The sequence below is a fragment of the Pacificoceanicola niger genome, from assembly GCF_048553275.1.
GTDB lineage: Bacteria > Pseudomonadota > Alphaproteobacteria > Rhodobacterales > Rhodobacteraceae > Pacificoceanicola.
In genome coordinates this window covers 49,256-64,053 of the sequence record NZ_JBLZMW010000003.1, presented here as the reverse complement: position 1 = coordinate 64,053, position 14,798 = coordinate 49,256, and the positions used below count along the sequence as shown (strand labels likewise).

Here is a 14,798-nt window from a genome sequence, read left to right as displayed (position 1 = left end):
GGATTCAGGCGGTCAGTGCCGCGAACCGGTTCGATGCGGCGGTTTTGAATCCAGATTTGGTTTCATCGCCCGCGCGGTCAACAAAGAGGACCGCCAGATCACGATCATTTGCGATTTTCATCCCGCGCTCGCGGCCAAGGACCAGCAGGGCGGTCGCCCATGCATCGGCCAGCATCGCGTTGTCGGTCAGCACGGTCACCGAAGCGGTATCGTGGGTGACGGGGCGGCCGGTGGTGGCGTCGATGATGTGCGAATAGCGCTGGCCGTCCGCTTCGAAGTAGTTGCGATAGTCGCCCGAGGTGGCCATGCCGAGGTCGGACAGGCCGACGACCTGCATGATGCCACGGTCAAAACTTTGTGGTGTCTCGATGCCGATTTGCCAAGGCTGGCCTTCGGGGTTGCGGCCCGCCGTCACCAGATCGCCGCCGATTTCGACCATGTAATCGGTGATACCAAAGGCGGAGATGGCACGGGCGACGTGATCAACGCCATAGCCTTTGCCAATGGCCGAGAGATAGACTTCGGCGCCGTCGTTGGTCTTGGTCAGGGTGTTGCCGCTCTGTGCGACCGAGCGTTCCTGACCGCAGCATCCCATGGCCTGCGCGATCTGCGCATCGGAGGGCAGGGCGCCGTGGCCCTTGCCGGCGCCAAAGCCCCAAAGGTCGATCAGCGGACCGACCGTCACGTCAAAGGTGCCCATCGAGGCGCGATGCACGTCGGAGGCGGCCTGCATGACTTCGGCCAATTCGCGCGACACGGTCAGGCTTTCGCCCTTGGCGGCCGCATTGAAGCGCGAAATCTCGGAGGTGGCATCCCAGTTCGACATCTGGGCGGTGACGTCGGAGAGCGCGCCGTCGATGGCGCCCTGAAGCGCGGCCTTGTCGACTGACTTGCCGTGGTCCACCGCCACGATGTTATACCCGGTGCCCATCGTCAGTCCGGACAGCTCCAGCACGGACCAACCCGGCTTGCAGGCTGCAAGAGCAAGCGGCATGATCATGAAGCTGCGGCGAGAAAGGAGAAGAGGGTTTGTCACGGGCCTACTCCGGATATGCTATTGAGTGGTCAACTGGCGTGTTTGCCCGCTTCTGGGGCAGAATGGCATTGGGTTCAACACTGAATCGAAAAATGTGACCGGAAACGCCTTTCAAACCCGGCGATGCTGTCGCATAAGGCGGCGAATACGAAGGACAGGACTCAAGACGTGCAGCAACATTCGTTGAAAAAGGGTCTGGATGTTCCGGTGCTGGGGGCACCTGACGCCACGACCATCGAGGCCGCAACCGTCGGAACCGTCGCGATTCTGGGACAGGATTACATCGGTCTGAAGCCGCGCCTCGCGGTTCAGGAGGGCGATATCGTCGCCGCCGGTGCGCCAATCCTTGCCCATAAGGATACGCCAGAGGTGGTGGTCACAGCGCCGGTGTCCGGCCGGATCAAGGCGATCAACCGAGGCGCGCGCCGGGTTCTCATCAGCGTCGAGATCGACGTGATCGAGGACGCCGCCGAGCCGGTGGATTTTTCGGGTACAGGGGATGACAGCACGCCCGATGGCGTCGCCGCCAAGCTCTGTGCCGCCGGGCTCTGGACCTCGTTCCGTACGCGTCCCTATTCAAAGGTGCCCGCGTCCGATGCCCGCCCCGCGGCAATCTACGTGACCGCGATGGACAGCGAGCCGTTGTCGGCGGATGCGGCGCAGATCATCGCGGATGACCCCGAGGCCTTCTCGCGCGGTCTCGCGGCGGTGGCGTTGCTGACCGAGGGCAAGACATACCTGTGCCACGAAACCGGCGCGTCAGTGCCGGGTGGAGATGTCGCCGGAGTCGAGGTGGCCACCTTCTCCGGCCCGCACCCCGCAGGTCTGGCCGGCACGCACATGCATTTCCTTGAGCCTCCGACCTCGGACAAGGCCGTCTGGACCATCGGCTATCACGATGTCATCGCCATTGGCCGCCTGTTGGCCACAGGCCGGATCGACAGTGGCCGCATCATCGCCCTGACCGGGCCGATGTGCGCGCGCCCGCGTCTGGTGCGCACGGTCGCCGGGGCCTCCATGCTGGATCTCTGCGCCGAGGACCTGAAGACCGACACTCCGTTGCGGATCATTTCCGGATCGATTCTGAGTGGCAAGGCCGGGGAGGGCGCCACCGCCTATCTCGGGCGCTATGCGCGGCAGATCACCCTGATCGAAGAGGATCACAAGCAGATCCCGCTTGGCTGGATTCGGCCAATGCCGTCGAAATTCGCCTTTCAGCCGGTGCTTGGCTCTGCCTTTGCGAACAAGCTTTATGCTTTGACATCCAACCTCAATGGTGGCCGCCGCGCCATGGTGCCGATCGGCACCTTCGAGCAGTTGATGCCGCAGGATTTCCTGCCGACTCAGCTTCTGCGGTCGCTGTTGGTGATGGACACGGATACGGCCCAGGCGCTCGGCGCGCTGGAGCTGGATGAAGAGGACGTCGCGCTTTGCGGCTTTGCCTGCCCCGCCAAGTATGAATACGGCATCGCTCTGCGCGACAGCCTCACCAAGATCGAGAAGGAGGGCTAGGCCTTGGGTCTTCGCAGTTTCTTCGACCGTATCGAGCCGCACTTCGTCAAGGGCGGCAAGTACGAGCAGTATTTCCCCATCTACGAGATGGTCGAGAGTTTCGTCTATACGCCCAAGACGGTGACAACCGTCGCGCCCCATGCGCGCTCCTACATCGATATGAAGCGGATCATGACCTATGTGGTCCTCGCCACGATCCCCTGCATCTTGATGGGCCTGTACAACACCGGCCTGCAGACCAATCTGGCGATTGCCGAATACGGCCCGTCCGGTTGGCGCGCGGCCTTGATTGACGGCCTCGGCATCGGTTTCAACCCGAACAACCCGCTGGCGAACATGCTGCACGGGCTGACCTATTTCCTGCCGATCTATATCACCACGCTGGTCGCGGGCGGCATTTTCGAGGTCGTCTTTGCCACCGTGCGCAAGCATGAGGTCAACGAAGGCTTCCTCGTGACCTCCATGCTGTACACGCTGATCATGCCCGCCACCGCGCCGCTTTGGCAGGTGGCTCTGGGCATCATCTTCGGCGTGGTCATCGGCAAGGAAGTCTTTGGGGGCACGGGGAAAAACTTCCTCAACCCGGCGTTGGTCGGTCGGGCGTTCCTCTATTTCGCCTACCCTGCGCAGATGTCCGGCGACAGCGTCTGGACGCCGGTTGATGGCTTCTCCGGGGCGACCGCGCTGGCGATTGGCGCCTCTGACGGCTATCAGGCGCTGCCCGAGCGCGGCATCGACTGGATGGACGCCTTTATCGGCACCATTCAGGGGTGCATCGGCGAAACCTCGACCCTTGCGGCTCTCATCGGTCTGGCCTTCCTTCTTGTGGTCAAGATCGCGAACTGGCGCCTGATCGTGGGCTGCCTTGGCGGCATGATCGCCTTCTCGACGCTGCTGAACCTGATCGGGTCGGATACCAACCCGATGTTCGCAATGCCGTGGTATTGGCACCTTGTCGTTGGCGGCTATGCCTTTGGTCTCGCCTTCATGGTCACGGAACCGGTCTCTGCCAGCCATACCAACGTGGGCCGCTACATATACGGTGCCTTGATCGGGTTCATGGTTGTGATGATCCGCGTCATCAACCCGGCCTTTCCCGAAGGCATGATGCTCGCGATCCTTTTCGGGAATGTCTTTGCACCGCTGATCGACTACTTCGTCGTGCAGGCCAACATCAAACGGAGGGCCAAGCGTCATGCCTGATAATCAGGAGAAGAAAGGCCCGATCGGCCGTTTCCTCGATGCGCCACCCGATAGCGTGGGCAAGACGGTCGCCGTTGCTGTCGCGCTCTGCCTTGTCGGCTCTATGGTGGTGTCGGCCGCCGCTGTGGCCCTGCGCCCGGTTCAGGCGGAAAACCAGCTTCGCGACAAGCGGGTCAACATCCTGCAGGTGGCCGGTGTCTACGATCCGGCGACCCCGGTGAACGACGCCTTCGCCAGCTTCGAGCCGCATGTGCTCGACCTGTCGACCGGTGAATTCACCGATCAGTTCGAGATCGAAACCTTCGACCAGCTGGCAGCCAAGGACGATCCCGCGATTGTCCGCGCGCTGGATGAGGACCCCGCGGGACTGGGCGGCTCGATGCAGTCCTATCGCATGGTTTACCTGCTGCGCGATCAGGCCGGCGAAATCGACAAGGTGATCATGCCGATCGAAGGCTATGGCCTGTGGTCCACGCTCTATGGCTTCATCGCGCTGGAAGAGAACGGCAACGATATTTTCGGGCTGCAATTCTATCAGCACGGCGAGACACCCGGCCTGGGCGCCGAGGTGGACAACCCGCGCTGGAAAGCCCTGTGGAACGGCAAAAAGCTCTTTACCGACGACGGCACACTGGCCATCACCGTGGCCAAGACACCGCCGCCGCAAGGGCAGGACTACTACGTCGATGCATTGGCCGGGGCGACGCTGACCTCGGCCGGGGTGAACAACCTGGTGCGGTTCTGGATGGGCGAGGCCGGATACGGCGCCTTCCTTGAGCGCCTCAAAGCAGGAGAGGTTGGCTGATGGCACAGACCTATCGTTCGCAACTTGTCGATCCGCTGATCGACAACAACCCGATCACGCTGCAGGTGCTGGGCATCTGTTCGGCGCTTGCGGTGACCTCCTCGATGCAGGTGGCGCTGGTCATGTCGCTGGCGGTGACGCTGGTGACCGGGTTTTCGTCGATGTTCATCTCGATGCTGCGCAACCAGATCCCGAGCTCGATCCGGATTATCGTGCAGATGGTCGTGATCGCCTCACTGGTGATCGTGGTGGATCAGTTCCTCAAGGCCTATGCCTACGAGATTTCCAAGACGCTGTCGGTCTTTGTCGGCCTGATCATCACGAACTGCATCGTGATGGGCCGCGCCGAGGCCTTCGCCATGAAGAACCCGCCGGTGGACAGCTTCATCGACGGCGTCGGCAACGGGCTTGGCTATGGGCTTTTGCTGATGATCGTGGCGTTCTTCCGCGAGCTTTTTGGCTCCGGTTCGCTCTTTGGCATCACCATCTTCGAAACCGTGAACAATGGCGGCTGGTACGTGCCCAACGGTCTGCTGCTGCTGCCGCCGTCGGCCTTCTTCGTCATCGGGCTGCTGATCTGGGCTGTGCGCACGTGGAAGCCGAAACAGGTCGAAGAGCGTGAGTACCGCATCCAGAACGTGGAGGCGCACTGATGGAAGGTCTGATTTCCCTCGCGGTCAAAGCGGTTTTCGTCGAGAACCTCGCTTTGTCCTTCTTCCTTGGCATGTGCACCTTCCTTGCCGTGTCGAAGAAAATCCAGACGGCCATGGGTCTCGGCATCTCCGTCATGGTGGTGCAGGGCATTACCGTCCCGGCGAACAACCTGATCCTGACCTACCTGCTCGCCCCCGGCGCGCTGGCCTGGGCGGGCTTCCCGGATGTGGACCTGACGTTCCTTGGCCTGATCTCCTATATCGGGGTGATCGCCGCGATCGTGCAGATCCTCGAAATGGTGCTCGATAAGTACTTCCCGCCGCTCTACAACGCGCTCGGCGTGTTCCTGCCGCTGATTACAGTGAACTGCGCCATCCTCGGTGGCTCGCTGTTCATGGTGGAACGCTCCTACGACTTTGCCGAGGCGGCGACCTACGGTGTCTCTTCCGGCTTTGGTTGGGCCCTGGCGATTACCGCCATGGCGGGCGTGCGCGAGAAGCTGAAGTACTCGGACATTCCCGACGGCCTGCAGGGCCTCGGCATCACCTTCATCACCGCGGGACTGATGGCCATGGCCTTCATGTCGTTCAGCGGCGTGAAACTGTAAGCGGAGGACCCGATCCATGATGACTTTCGGACTTGGCGTCTTTCTTTTCACGCTGATCGTTCTGGCGCTGGTGGCGATGATCATCGCGGCGCGCTCCAAGCTGGTCAGCTCGGGCAACGTCAACATCACCATCAACGGCGAAAAGACCATTTCGGTCCCCTCCGGCGGCAAGCTGCTGCAAACCCTCGCGGGGCAGAAAATGTTCGTGCCCTCCGCCTGTGGCGGTGGTGGCACCTGTGCGCAATGCCGCGTGCGCATCCATTCCGGCGGCGGTTCGATCCTGCCCACGGAAGAAAGCCACATCACCAAGCGCGAGGCCGCCTGCGGCGACCGCCTGTCGTGTCAGGTGTCGGTGAAGCAGGATATGGAGATTGAGGTCCCCGAAGAGGTCTTTGGCGTGAAGAAGTGGGAATGCACGGTGCGTTCCAACGAAAACGTGGCGACCTTCATCAAGAACCTCGTTCTGGAATTGCCCGAAGGCGAGGACGTGAAGTTCCGCGCCGGCGGCTATATCCAGATCGAAGCGCCTGCGCACAAGCTGTCCTACAAGGATTTCGACGTCGAGGACGAGTATCGTCCGGATTGGGACAAGTTCAATCTGTGGCAGTATGAATCCGCCGTGGACGAGCCCATTGAACGGGCCTACTCGATGGCGAACTACCCGGACGAGAAGGGCCTGATCATGCTCAACGTCCGCGTGGCTTCGCCGCCTCCGGGCTCGCAGGGCATCCCGCCGGGGCAGATGTCCTCCTACATCTTCAACCTCAAGCCCGGTGACAAGGTCACCATCTCCGGACCGTTCGGCGAGTTTTTTGCCCGCGACACGCAGAAGGAAATGGTGTTCATCGGTGGTGGCGCGGGCATGGCCCCGATGCGCAGCCACATCTTCGATCAGCTCAAGCGCCTTGAGAACCGCGATCGCAAGATCACCTTCTGGTATGGCGCGCGCTCCAAGCGCGAGATGTTCTTTGTCGAGGATTTCGATCAACTGGCCGAGGAATTCGACAACTTCGAATGGCACGTGGCCTTGTCCGATGCGCTGCCGGAGGATGAGTGGACGGGGTACACCGGCTTTATCCATAACGTTCTTTACGAGGAATACCTCAAGGATCACCCGAACCCGGAAGATTGCGAGTTCTACATGTGTGGCCCGCCGATCATGAACCAGTCGGTGATCAACATGTTGCTGGAGCTGGGCGTGGACCGCGAGGACATCATGCTCGACGACTTCGGCGGCTGACCGACGCGCGTAAATGCGATAGGAAAGGGGGCCTTTGGGCCTCCTTTTTCGTTTCCGAGATGGGGGCCGCTTTTCAAACGGTCAGATATAGCCGTTCGAGCGGAAGGAGAATTCGCTCTCCTTGCCGATGATCACATGATCATGCACCGTCACCCCGATCACCCCGACAGCACTGACGATCTGCTCCGTCATGTCGATATCGGCGCCGCTTGGCGTGGTGTCACCGGACGGGTGGTTGTGCACGAGAATGATCGCCGTGGCATTCAGTTCAAGCGAGCGTTTTGCCACCTCTCGGGGGTAGACCGGCACGTGATCCACCGTGCCCTCTGCCTGCTTTTCATCGGCGATCAGCTTGTTCTTGCGGTCGAGATACAGGATCCGGAACTGCTCCGTATCGCGATGCGCCATGGCGGTGCGGCAGTAGTCGATCAACGCATCCCAGGAGGAGAGAATATCGCGTTTGAGCGTCTTCGCCTTGGTCATGCGGTGCGCCATCGCCTCGGCGATGCGCAGTTGGAGAAAGACCCATCGGTCCGCGCCCGGCACCTGCAGGATGCGGTGTTCAGAGGCGGCAATGACGCCGCTCAGATCGCCGAACTCAGCCAGAAGGCGCTTGGCCAGGGGTTTGACATCGATCCGTGGAATGGCGTTGAAGAGCAGAAGTTCCAGCACCTCATACTCCGGCATCGCTTCGTGCCCGCCTTGCAAGAAGCGTTGCCGCAGACGTTCGCGGTGGCCGTGGTAGTGCGGGCGCGTGTTGCCGCGGTCATCCGTGATCAGTCCGCCGCCCGCGGCATTCTTGGCCGAGAGCCGCTCCCGGTGCAGATGTCCCGGCTGAAATGCGGGGCGCGCGTCGGCCCCAGGCGGCGGCATTCGCGCCTCCAGATCCCGCAAGCCGTCCATCGCCGCATCGGAAAAGCCGGGCGTTGCGGCGGTGCCGCGCGGTTGCGTATAGCCCCTATGAGCCGGACCCTTCTTCGGCGCGGGTTTGTTCTTGCGAACATAGTCGAGATGCCGGGCGATCCAGGCTGGCATACCGGCACCACTCATCCGGCGCAGCCTGCGTGCGGAGAGCGGAAAGACAGTGTTTCACATGGTTTCATATGGAATCAGTGCAATGCGTGGTTCGTCCTCGCGACAAGCCTGCGGCGGCCAAGGTTAATTTGTCGTAAACGGTTTGGCGACCTGCCGGTTTGGTGAGGTCAACCGGCCACGTCGATGGTGGCTTTGACCGCGCGTTTCCAGCCGGCGTATTTGCGGGCGCGGGCGTCTTTGTCCATGTTCGGATCAAAGTGCTTTTCCGCAGACCATCCGGAGGCAAATTCCGCCATATCCGGCAATACGCCCGCCTGTCGCCCGGCCAGCCATGCGGCGCCCATGGCGGTGGTTTCCAGCACCTCGGGCCGTTCCACCGGCGCGCCGATGATGTCCGAGAGGAACTGCATCGCGTAATCGGATGCGCTCATGCCGCCATCGACGCGCAAAGCGGTTTGCCGCGCTTCCGGCCAGTCGGCGGTCATCGCCTCCAGCAGGTCGCGCGTCTGGTAGCCGACGGATTGCAGCGCCGCACGGGCGAACTCCTCCGGTCCGGACCCGCGCGTGAGGCCGAACATGGCACCACGACATTCCGCGTTCCAGTAGGGTGCGCCAAGCCCGGTGAAGGCGGGAACACAGATCACCTCCTGTGCGTCGTCGGCCTTTTCCGCCAGCGGCTGTGTTTCGGAGGCGGAACGGATGATCTTCAGCCCATCACGCAGCCATTGCACGACCGCTCCGGCGATGAAGATCGAGCCTTCGAGCGCATAGGTCGGCTTGCCGTCAAGCTGGTAGGCGATGGTGGTCAGAAGGCGGTTCTGGCTTGTCACCGGCGTGTCGCCGGTGTTCAGAAGGGCAAAACAGCCGGTGCCGTAGGTGGATTTGAGCATGCCGGGTTCAAAACAGGCCTGACCGATGGTGGCGGCCTGTTGGTCCCCTGCGACGCCAAGGATCGGGATCTCCGCCCCGAACAGATCGGCGCGGGCCATGCCGAAATCGGCAGCGCAATCCTTGACCTCGGGCAGCAGGTTCATGGGGATGCCCAGCATATCGCACATGGTCTGTGACCAGCGGCCCTTGCGAATGTCATAGAGCATGGTGCGTGCGGCATTGGTTGCGTCGGTGACGTGCTGCGCCCCGCCGGTCAGTTTCCAGATCAGCCAGGTATCGACGGTGCCAAAGGCCAGCTCGCCCGCCTCGGCCCGCGCCCGGGCACCCTCGACGTTATCAAGCAACCAGGCCACCTTGGTGCCGGAAAAATACGGGTCGAGCAGCAGGCCGGTGCGGTCTGTGACCGTCTGTTCATGTCCCTCTGCCTTCAGACGCTGGCACATTTCGGAGGTGCGGCGGTCCTGCCAGACGATGGCGTTGTGGATCGGTTGCCCGGTCTTGCGGTCCCAGATCAACGTGGTCTCGCGCTGGTTGGTGATGCCGATCCCGGCAATATCCTTGGCTTTCAGGCCAGCCTTTTCCATCACGCCGCGGCAGGTTGCGGCGGTCGTCGTCCAAAGATCGGCGCAGTCATGCTCGACCCAGCCGGAGGCAGGGTAATGCTGTTCGAATTCTTCCTGCGCGGTGGCGACGATCTTCAGCGTGCTGTCAAAGAGGATCGCGCGGCTCGACGTGGTGCCCTGATCGATGGCGAGAATGTGAGTCATGGGGTCTCCTCCCTGGATTGGCCGGGATTTTACCGGTCCGCCTTGTGTGGAAGTGTCTGTGAAAAAGGGAAAAAAGAAAAGGCCGAGGCCCTTGTTCGGGGCCCCGGCCAAAATCTCAGCGGATTACTGCCAAGATTTGATCAGCTCGTCATAAGAGACGGTCATCGGCTCTTCGTCCTCGTTGTCCAGCTTCGCCTTGGGCGATCCGGGCTGGGACAGCCAGTACTCGGGGTCCTGCTCTTCGTTCAGTTTCGGACCGATGTCGCCCTGGATACCAGCACGCTCAAGACGCTCCATCACCCGTTCCTGATCCGCGCAAAGGGCGTCGAGGGCCTCCTGCGGGGTTTTGGCACCGGACATTGCGTCACCGATGTTCTGCCACCACAGCTGTGCCAGCTTCGGGTAGTCAGGCACGTTGGTGCCGGTGGGCGACCATGCAACGCGAGCCGGGGAGCGGTAGAATTCCACCAGGCCGCCAAGTTTGTCGGCGCGCTCGGTGAAGCTCTCGTGCTGGATGGTGCTCTCGCGGATGAAGGTCAGGCCAACGTGGGCCTTCTTCACGTCGACGGTCTTGGACGTCACGAACTGGGCATAGAGCCAGGCCGCCTTGGCGCGATCCACCGGGGTGGATTTCATCAGCGTCCAGGAACCCACGTCCTGATAGCCGATCTTCGTGCCTTCTTCCCAGTAGACGCCGTGCGGGGAGGGGGCCATGCGCCACTTCGGCGTGCCGTCCTCATTCATCACCGGCAGGTCAGGCTTGACCGTGTCGGCGGTGAAGGCGGTGTACCAGAACATCTGCTGGGCGACGTTGCCCTGCGCCGGGATCGGGCCTGCCTCGGAGAAGGTCATGCCAGCCGCCGCCGGGGGCGTGTACTTTTCCAGCCATTCGATAGCCTTGGTCACAGCATAAACAGCGGCCGGGCCGTTGGTGGCGCCGCCACGGGCGACACAGGAGCCAACCGGCTGGGACTGCTCGTTCACACGGATGCCCCATTCGTCCACCGGCAGGCCGTTCGGTTCGCCCTTGGATCCGGCACCGGCCATGGACAGCCACGCATCCGTGTAGCGCCAGCCAAGGCTCGGGTCTTTCTTGCCGTAGTCCATGTTGCCAAAGACTTCGCCTTCGACGCCCATGTGCGACAGGTCGCGACCGGTGAAGAACTCGGCGATGTCTTCATAGGCCGACCAGTTGACCGGAACGCCGAGGTCATAGCCATAGGCTTCCTTGAAGTCCGCCTGGTTCTTCTCGTCGTTGAACCAGTCGTAGCGGAACCAGTAGAGGTTCGCGAACTGCTGGTCGGGCAGCTGATACAGCTTGCCATCGGGGGCTGTCGTGAAGCTGATGCCGATGTAATCGTCCAGATCGAGGCCCGGGTTGGTCACATCCGCGCCTTCGCCGGCCATCCAGTCGGTCAGGTTGCGGGCCTGCTGATAGCGCCAGTGGGTGCCGATCAGGTCAGAGTCGTTGATGTAGCCGTCATAGATGTTCTCGCCGGACTGCATCTGGGTTTGCAGCTTTTCGACAACGTCCCCTTCGCCGATCAGGTCATGGGTGACCTTGATGCCGGTGATGGCGGTGAAGGCGGGGGCCAGAACCTGGCTTTCGTATTCGTGGGTGGTGATGGTCTCGGAAACCACCTTGATTTCCATCCCGGCCATCGGCGCGGCGGCGTCGATGAACCATTGCATTTCAGCTTCCTGCTCCTCGCGCGTCAGCGCGGACAGCTCACCGATTTCGCTGTCGAGGAACTCGGTTGCGGCGGCCATATCGGCCCACGCACCCGAGCCGGACAGGCTCAGTGCCACCGCCAGTGCGGTGGTGGATTTCAACGTGAAGTTCATATTGGTTTCCTCCCTTATGTGAACTTTCGTTTGTCTTCAGCGCCGCCCGGACGACCGGAGAGCGCCGGTTTGGCTTACACCCAGCGGAACACAGCTGCGGCGTAGACAAGACAGGCGGCCAGCGCCCAGGGCTGGGTGTCCGGGCCGATGAGGCCAAGCCACGCCAGATTGATAAAGGCGCTGCCGAGCAGGGTGATGAACAGACGATCCCCCCGCGTTGTTTCAATCCGCAGAATACCCACGCGCGGGGTTTCCGGGAATTTGATCGCAAGCACCGTGAAGGTGATCAGCAGGCTCGCGATCACCATGAAGAAAATCGCGGTCGGCCAGGTCCATGCCATCCAGTCCATGAGTTTTCTCCTTATACCCGCCCGAGGGCAAAGCCCTTGGCGATGTAGTTGCGCACGAAGTAGATCACCAAAGCACCGGGCACGATGGTCAGGATACCAGCTGCGGCCAGCACGCCCCAGTCGATGCCGCTGGCCCCCTGGGTGCGGGTCATGATCGCGGCGATGGGTTTGGCATCCACGGTGGTCAGGGTGCGCGAAAGCAGCAGCTCGACCCAAGAGAACATGAAGCAGAAGAAGGCCGCGACGCCGATGCCGGAAGCAATGAGTGGCATGAAGATCTTCACGAAGAAGCGCCCGAAGCTGTAGCCGTCGATATAGGCGGTCTCGTCGATTTCCTTCGGCACGCCGCGCATGAAGCCTTCGAGGATCCACACCGCCAGCGGCACGTTGAACAGGCAGTGCGCCAGGGCAACGGCGATATGCGTGTCAAAGAGGCCAACGGAGGAATAGAGCTGGAAGAAGGGCAGGGCAAACACGGCAGGCGGCGCCATGCGGTTGGTCAGCAGCCAGAAGAACAGGTGCTTGTCACCCAGGAAATGATAGCGCGAAAAGGCATAGGCGGCGGGCAGGGCCACGGCGAGGCTGATCACCGTGTTCATCACCACGTAGATCAGCGAGTTCACATAGCCCATGTACCACGCCGGATCGGTGAGGATCGTGGCATAGTTCGCAAAGGTCAGATCGCGCGGAAAGAGCGTGAATTCGTTCAGGATCTCCGTGTTGGTCTTCAGGCTCATGTTCAGCAGCCAGTAGATCGGCAGCAGCAGGAACAGAAGGTAAAGCCCCATGACGATGGCGCGGGAGTTCACCTTGAACCCGGGGCGCGTGTTGCTCCCCCCGGCGGTGAGGTTTTCGGGGAGTGTTGTCGTGTCAGTCATCTCACATCCCCTTTTTGTCGAGGTTGGTCATCACGGTGTAGAACACCCAGCTCACCAGAAGGATCACAAGGAAGTACATCAGGCTGAAGGCGGCGGCGGGGCCAAGGTCAAACTGTCCCAGCGCCATTTTCACGAGGTCGATCGAGAGCAGCGTGGTGGCGTTGCCAGGGCCACCGCCGGTCACGACGAACGGCTCGGTATAGATCATGAAGCTGTCCATGAAGCGCAGCAGGATGGCGATCATCAGAACGCCCATCATCTTGGGCAACTCGATGTAGCGGAAGACTTTCCAGCGGCTGGCCTGGTCGATCTTGGCGGCCTGGTAGTAGGCGTCCGGGATGGACTTCAGACCGGCAAAGGCGAGCAGCGCGACAAGCGAGGTCCAGTGCCAGACATCCATCACGATGATCGTGATCCAGGCGTCGAGCGTGTCCTGCGTGTAATTGTAGTCAATCCCCATCGCATCCAGCGTGTATCCCAGCAGGCCAATGTCCAGACGTCCGAAAATCTGCCAGATCGTGCCGACCACGTTCCACGGGATCAGGAGTGGCAAAGACATCAGCACAAGGCAGAACGAAGACCAGAAGCCGCCCTTCGGCATGTTGAGTGCCACGAAAATGCCCAAGGGGACCTCGATGGCGAGGATGATCGCCGAGAACATCAACTGACGCCCCAAGGCGTTCCACATGCGCTCGGAGGCCAGCATTTCCTCGAACCACTCAAGGCCCGCCCAGAAGAACTGATTGTTGCCGAACGTGTCCTGCACCGAATAATTGACCACGGTCATCAGCGGGATCACCGCAGAGAACGCCACCAGCAACAGCACGGGCAGAACAAGGAACCAGGCTTTTTGATTGACGGTCTTTTGCATCACGCCGCTCCCGCATGTAGGTTGTGCCCCTCGGGGGCGACGCGCCAGTCGTTGGCATAGACGTTGACATGGGCCGGATCGAAACTGACACGGTTCATGTCTGCGCTCACAGGCTCGTCTTCACCGGCGATGATATTGATCTCATGTCCGAAAAACTCGGCGCGGATGATCTTGTGGCGGCCCACGTCCTCAATGCGGCGCACCTTGACGGGCAGGCCTTCGGTTTGCGACAGCCGGGCGAATTCGGGGCGGACGCCGATTTCCACCTTGCCGTCCATCGCCGCATAGCCGGATGCGAGATCCACCTGCGAGCCGTTGATATAGGCTTTGTTGCCCTCGACCTTGGCCGGGATCACGTTCATGCCCGGCGAGCCGATGAAGTATCCGACGAAGGTGTGCTCCGGTCGCTCGAAAAGCTCCTCGGGCGTGCCGATCTGGACCACACGTCCATCGTACATCACGACCACCTTGTCCGCAAAGGTCAGTGCTTCGGTCTGGTCGTGGGTCACGTAGATCATCGTATGGCCGAAATCGTGGTGCAGCTTCTTGAGCTGCGTGCGCAGCTCCCACTTCATATGCGGGTCGATCACCGTCAGCGGCTCGTCAAACAGCAGCGCGTTCACGTCCTTGCGCACCATGCCACGGCCAAGGGAAATCTTCTGTTTGGCGTCGGCGGTCAGGCCCTGCGCCTTTTTCCGAAGCATGTCTTCCATGCCGATCATTCTTGCGATTTCCTGAACGCGTTCCGCGACATAGGCCTCGTCACGGCCCCGATTGCGCAGTGGAAAGGCCAGGTTGTCGTGCACGGTCATCGTGTCGTAGACCACGGGAAACTGGAACACCTGCGCGATGTTGCGCTCGGCGGTGGGGGCACTGGTGACGTCCTTCCCATCGAAGAGGATGCGGCCCTGCGAAGGTGTCAACAGACCCGAAATGATGTTCAGCAGCGTTGACTTCCCGCAACCGGACGAGCCGAGCAGGGCATAGGCCTCGCCATCGGCCCAATCGTGGTTCAGCTCCTTGAGAGCGAAATCATCCTCCGATGTCGGCTTGGCGAGGTAGGAGTGGGCGAGGTTGTCGAGTGTGATCTTGGCCATGTCTCTC

General features: G+C 61.4%; 14 protein-coding genes. 6 read left to right on the top strand and 8 right to left on the bottom strand.

Annotated elements, in window-relative coordinates:
- Positions 1 to 4: 4 nt before the first annotated feature.
- Positions 5 to 1,036 (bottom strand): FAD:protein FMN transferase, encoded by a 1,032-nt coding sequence (locus ACN2XU_RS05090; protein ID WP_419409330.1) that lies wholly within the window; start codon positions 1,034 to 1,036, stop codon positions 5 to 7.
- Positions 1,037 to 1,204: 168 nt separating this feature from the next.
- On the opposite strand from ACN2XU_RS05090, the gene ACN2XU_RS05085 reads away from it, so the two are divergent.
- Genes ACN2XU_RS05085 through nqrF form a run of 6 tightly spaced genes read left to right on the top strand, consistent with a single transcriptional unit; the run spans position 1,205 to position 7,057 of the window.
- Positions 1,205 to 2,548 (top strand): Na(+)-translocating NADH-quinone reductase subunit A, encoded by a 1,344-nt coding sequence (locus ACN2XU_RS05085; protein ID WP_419409329.1) that lies wholly within the window; start codon positions 1,205 to 1,207, stop codon positions 2,546 to 2,548.
- 3 nt (positions 2,549 to 2,551) lie between these two features.
- The gene (locus ACN2XU_RS05080; protein WP_419409328.1) at positions 2,552 to 3,751 is read left to right on the top strand and encodes an NADH:ubiquinone reductase (Na(+)-transporting) subunit B; all 1,200 of its coding nucleotides are present in this window, start codon (positions 2,552 to 2,554) and stop codon (positions 3,749 to 3,751) included.
- Positions 3,744 to 4,556: a Na(+)-translocating NADH-quinone reductase subunit C gene (locus ACN2XU_RS05075; RefSeq protein WP_419409327.1), complete on the top strand. Its 813-nt coding sequence runs from the start codon at positions 3,744 to 3,746 to the stop codon at positions 4,554 to 4,556. Before ACN2XU_RS05080 ends, ACN2XU_RS05075 begins: the two co-directional genes overlap by 8 nt.
- A complete protein-coding gene (locus tag ACN2XU_RS05070) occupies positions 4,556 to 5,209 on the top strand; it encodes an NADH:ubiquinone reductase (Na(+)-transporting) subunit D (RefSeq protein WP_419409326.1) in 654 nt (217 codons plus the stop codon). The genes ACN2XU_RS05075 and ACN2XU_RS05070 overlap by 1 nt, the downstream gene beginning before the upstream one ends.
- Positions 5,209 to 5,817, top strand: a complete 609-nt coding sequence (nqrE, locus tag ACN2XU_RS05065; RefSeq protein ID WP_419409325.1) for an NADH:ubiquinone reductase (Na(+)-transporting) subunit E — start codon at positions 5,209 to 5,211, stop codon at positions 5,815 to 5,817. Before ACN2XU_RS05070 ends, nqrE begins: the two co-directional genes overlap by 1 nt.
- A 16-nt stretch (positions 5,818 to 5,833) precedes the next feature.
- Entirely contained in the window at positions 5,834 to 7,057 is a 1,224-nt protein-coding gene (gene nqrF, locus ACN2XU_RS05060; RefSeq protein WP_419409324.1) for an NADH:ubiquinone reductase (Na(+)-transporting) subunit F, read from the top strand.
- A gap of 81 nt (positions 7,058 to 7,138) precedes the next feature.
- On the opposite strand, the gene radC is transcribed toward nqrF, so the two are convergent.
- From radC to ACN2XU_RS05025, 7 genes are all read right to left on the bottom strand, one after another.
- Positions 7,139 to 8,092, bottom strand: a complete 954-nt coding sequence (gene radC / locus ACN2XU_RS05055; protein ID WP_419409323.1) for a RadC family protein — start codon at positions 8,090 to 8,092, stop codon at positions 7,139 to 7,141.
- Positions 8,093 to 8,259: 167 nt separating this feature from the next.
- The gene (glpK, locus tag ACN2XU_RS05050) at positions 8,260 to 9,750 is read right to left on the bottom strand and encodes a glycerol kinase GlpK (RefSeq protein ID WP_419409322.1); all 1,491 of its coding nucleotides are present in this window, start codon (positions 9,748 to 9,750) and stop codon (positions 8,260 to 8,262) included.
- 123 nt (positions 9,751 to 9,873) lie between these two features.
- The gene (locus ACN2XU_RS05045; protein ID WP_419409321.1) at positions 9,874 to 11,595 is read right to left on the bottom strand and encodes an ABC transporter substrate-binding protein; all 1,722 of its coding nucleotides are present in this window, start codon (positions 11,593 to 11,595) and stop codon (positions 9,874 to 9,876) included.
- A gap of 74 nt (positions 11,596 to 11,669) precedes the next feature.
- A complete protein-coding gene (locus tag ACN2XU_RS05040) occupies positions 11,670 to 11,945 on the bottom strand; it encodes a DUF2160 domain-containing protein (protein WP_419409320.1) in 276 nt (91 codons plus the stop codon).
- A gap of 11 nt (positions 11,946 to 11,956) precedes the next feature.
- Positions 11,957 to 12,823, bottom strand: a complete 867-nt coding sequence (locus ACN2XU_RS05035) for a carbohydrate ABC transporter permease (RefSeq protein WP_419409319.1) — start codon at positions 12,821 to 12,823, stop codon at positions 11,957 to 11,959.
- A gap of 1 nt (position 12,824) precedes the next feature.
- Positions 12,825 to 13,694, bottom strand: a complete 870-nt coding sequence (locus tag ACN2XU_RS05030) for a carbohydrate ABC transporter permease (RefSeq protein WP_419409318.1) — start codon at positions 13,692 to 13,694, stop codon at positions 12,825 to 12,827.
- The gene (locus ACN2XU_RS05025) at positions 13,694 to 14,791 is read right to left on the bottom strand and encodes an ABC transporter ATP-binding protein (RefSeq protein WP_419409317.1); all 1,098 of its coding nucleotides are present in this window, start codon (positions 14,789 to 14,791) and stop codon (positions 13,694 to 13,696) included. The genes ACN2XU_RS05030 and ACN2XU_RS05025 overlap by 1 nt, the downstream gene beginning before the upstream one ends.
- Between the last annotated feature and the right edge of the window lie 7 nt (positions 14,792 to 14,798).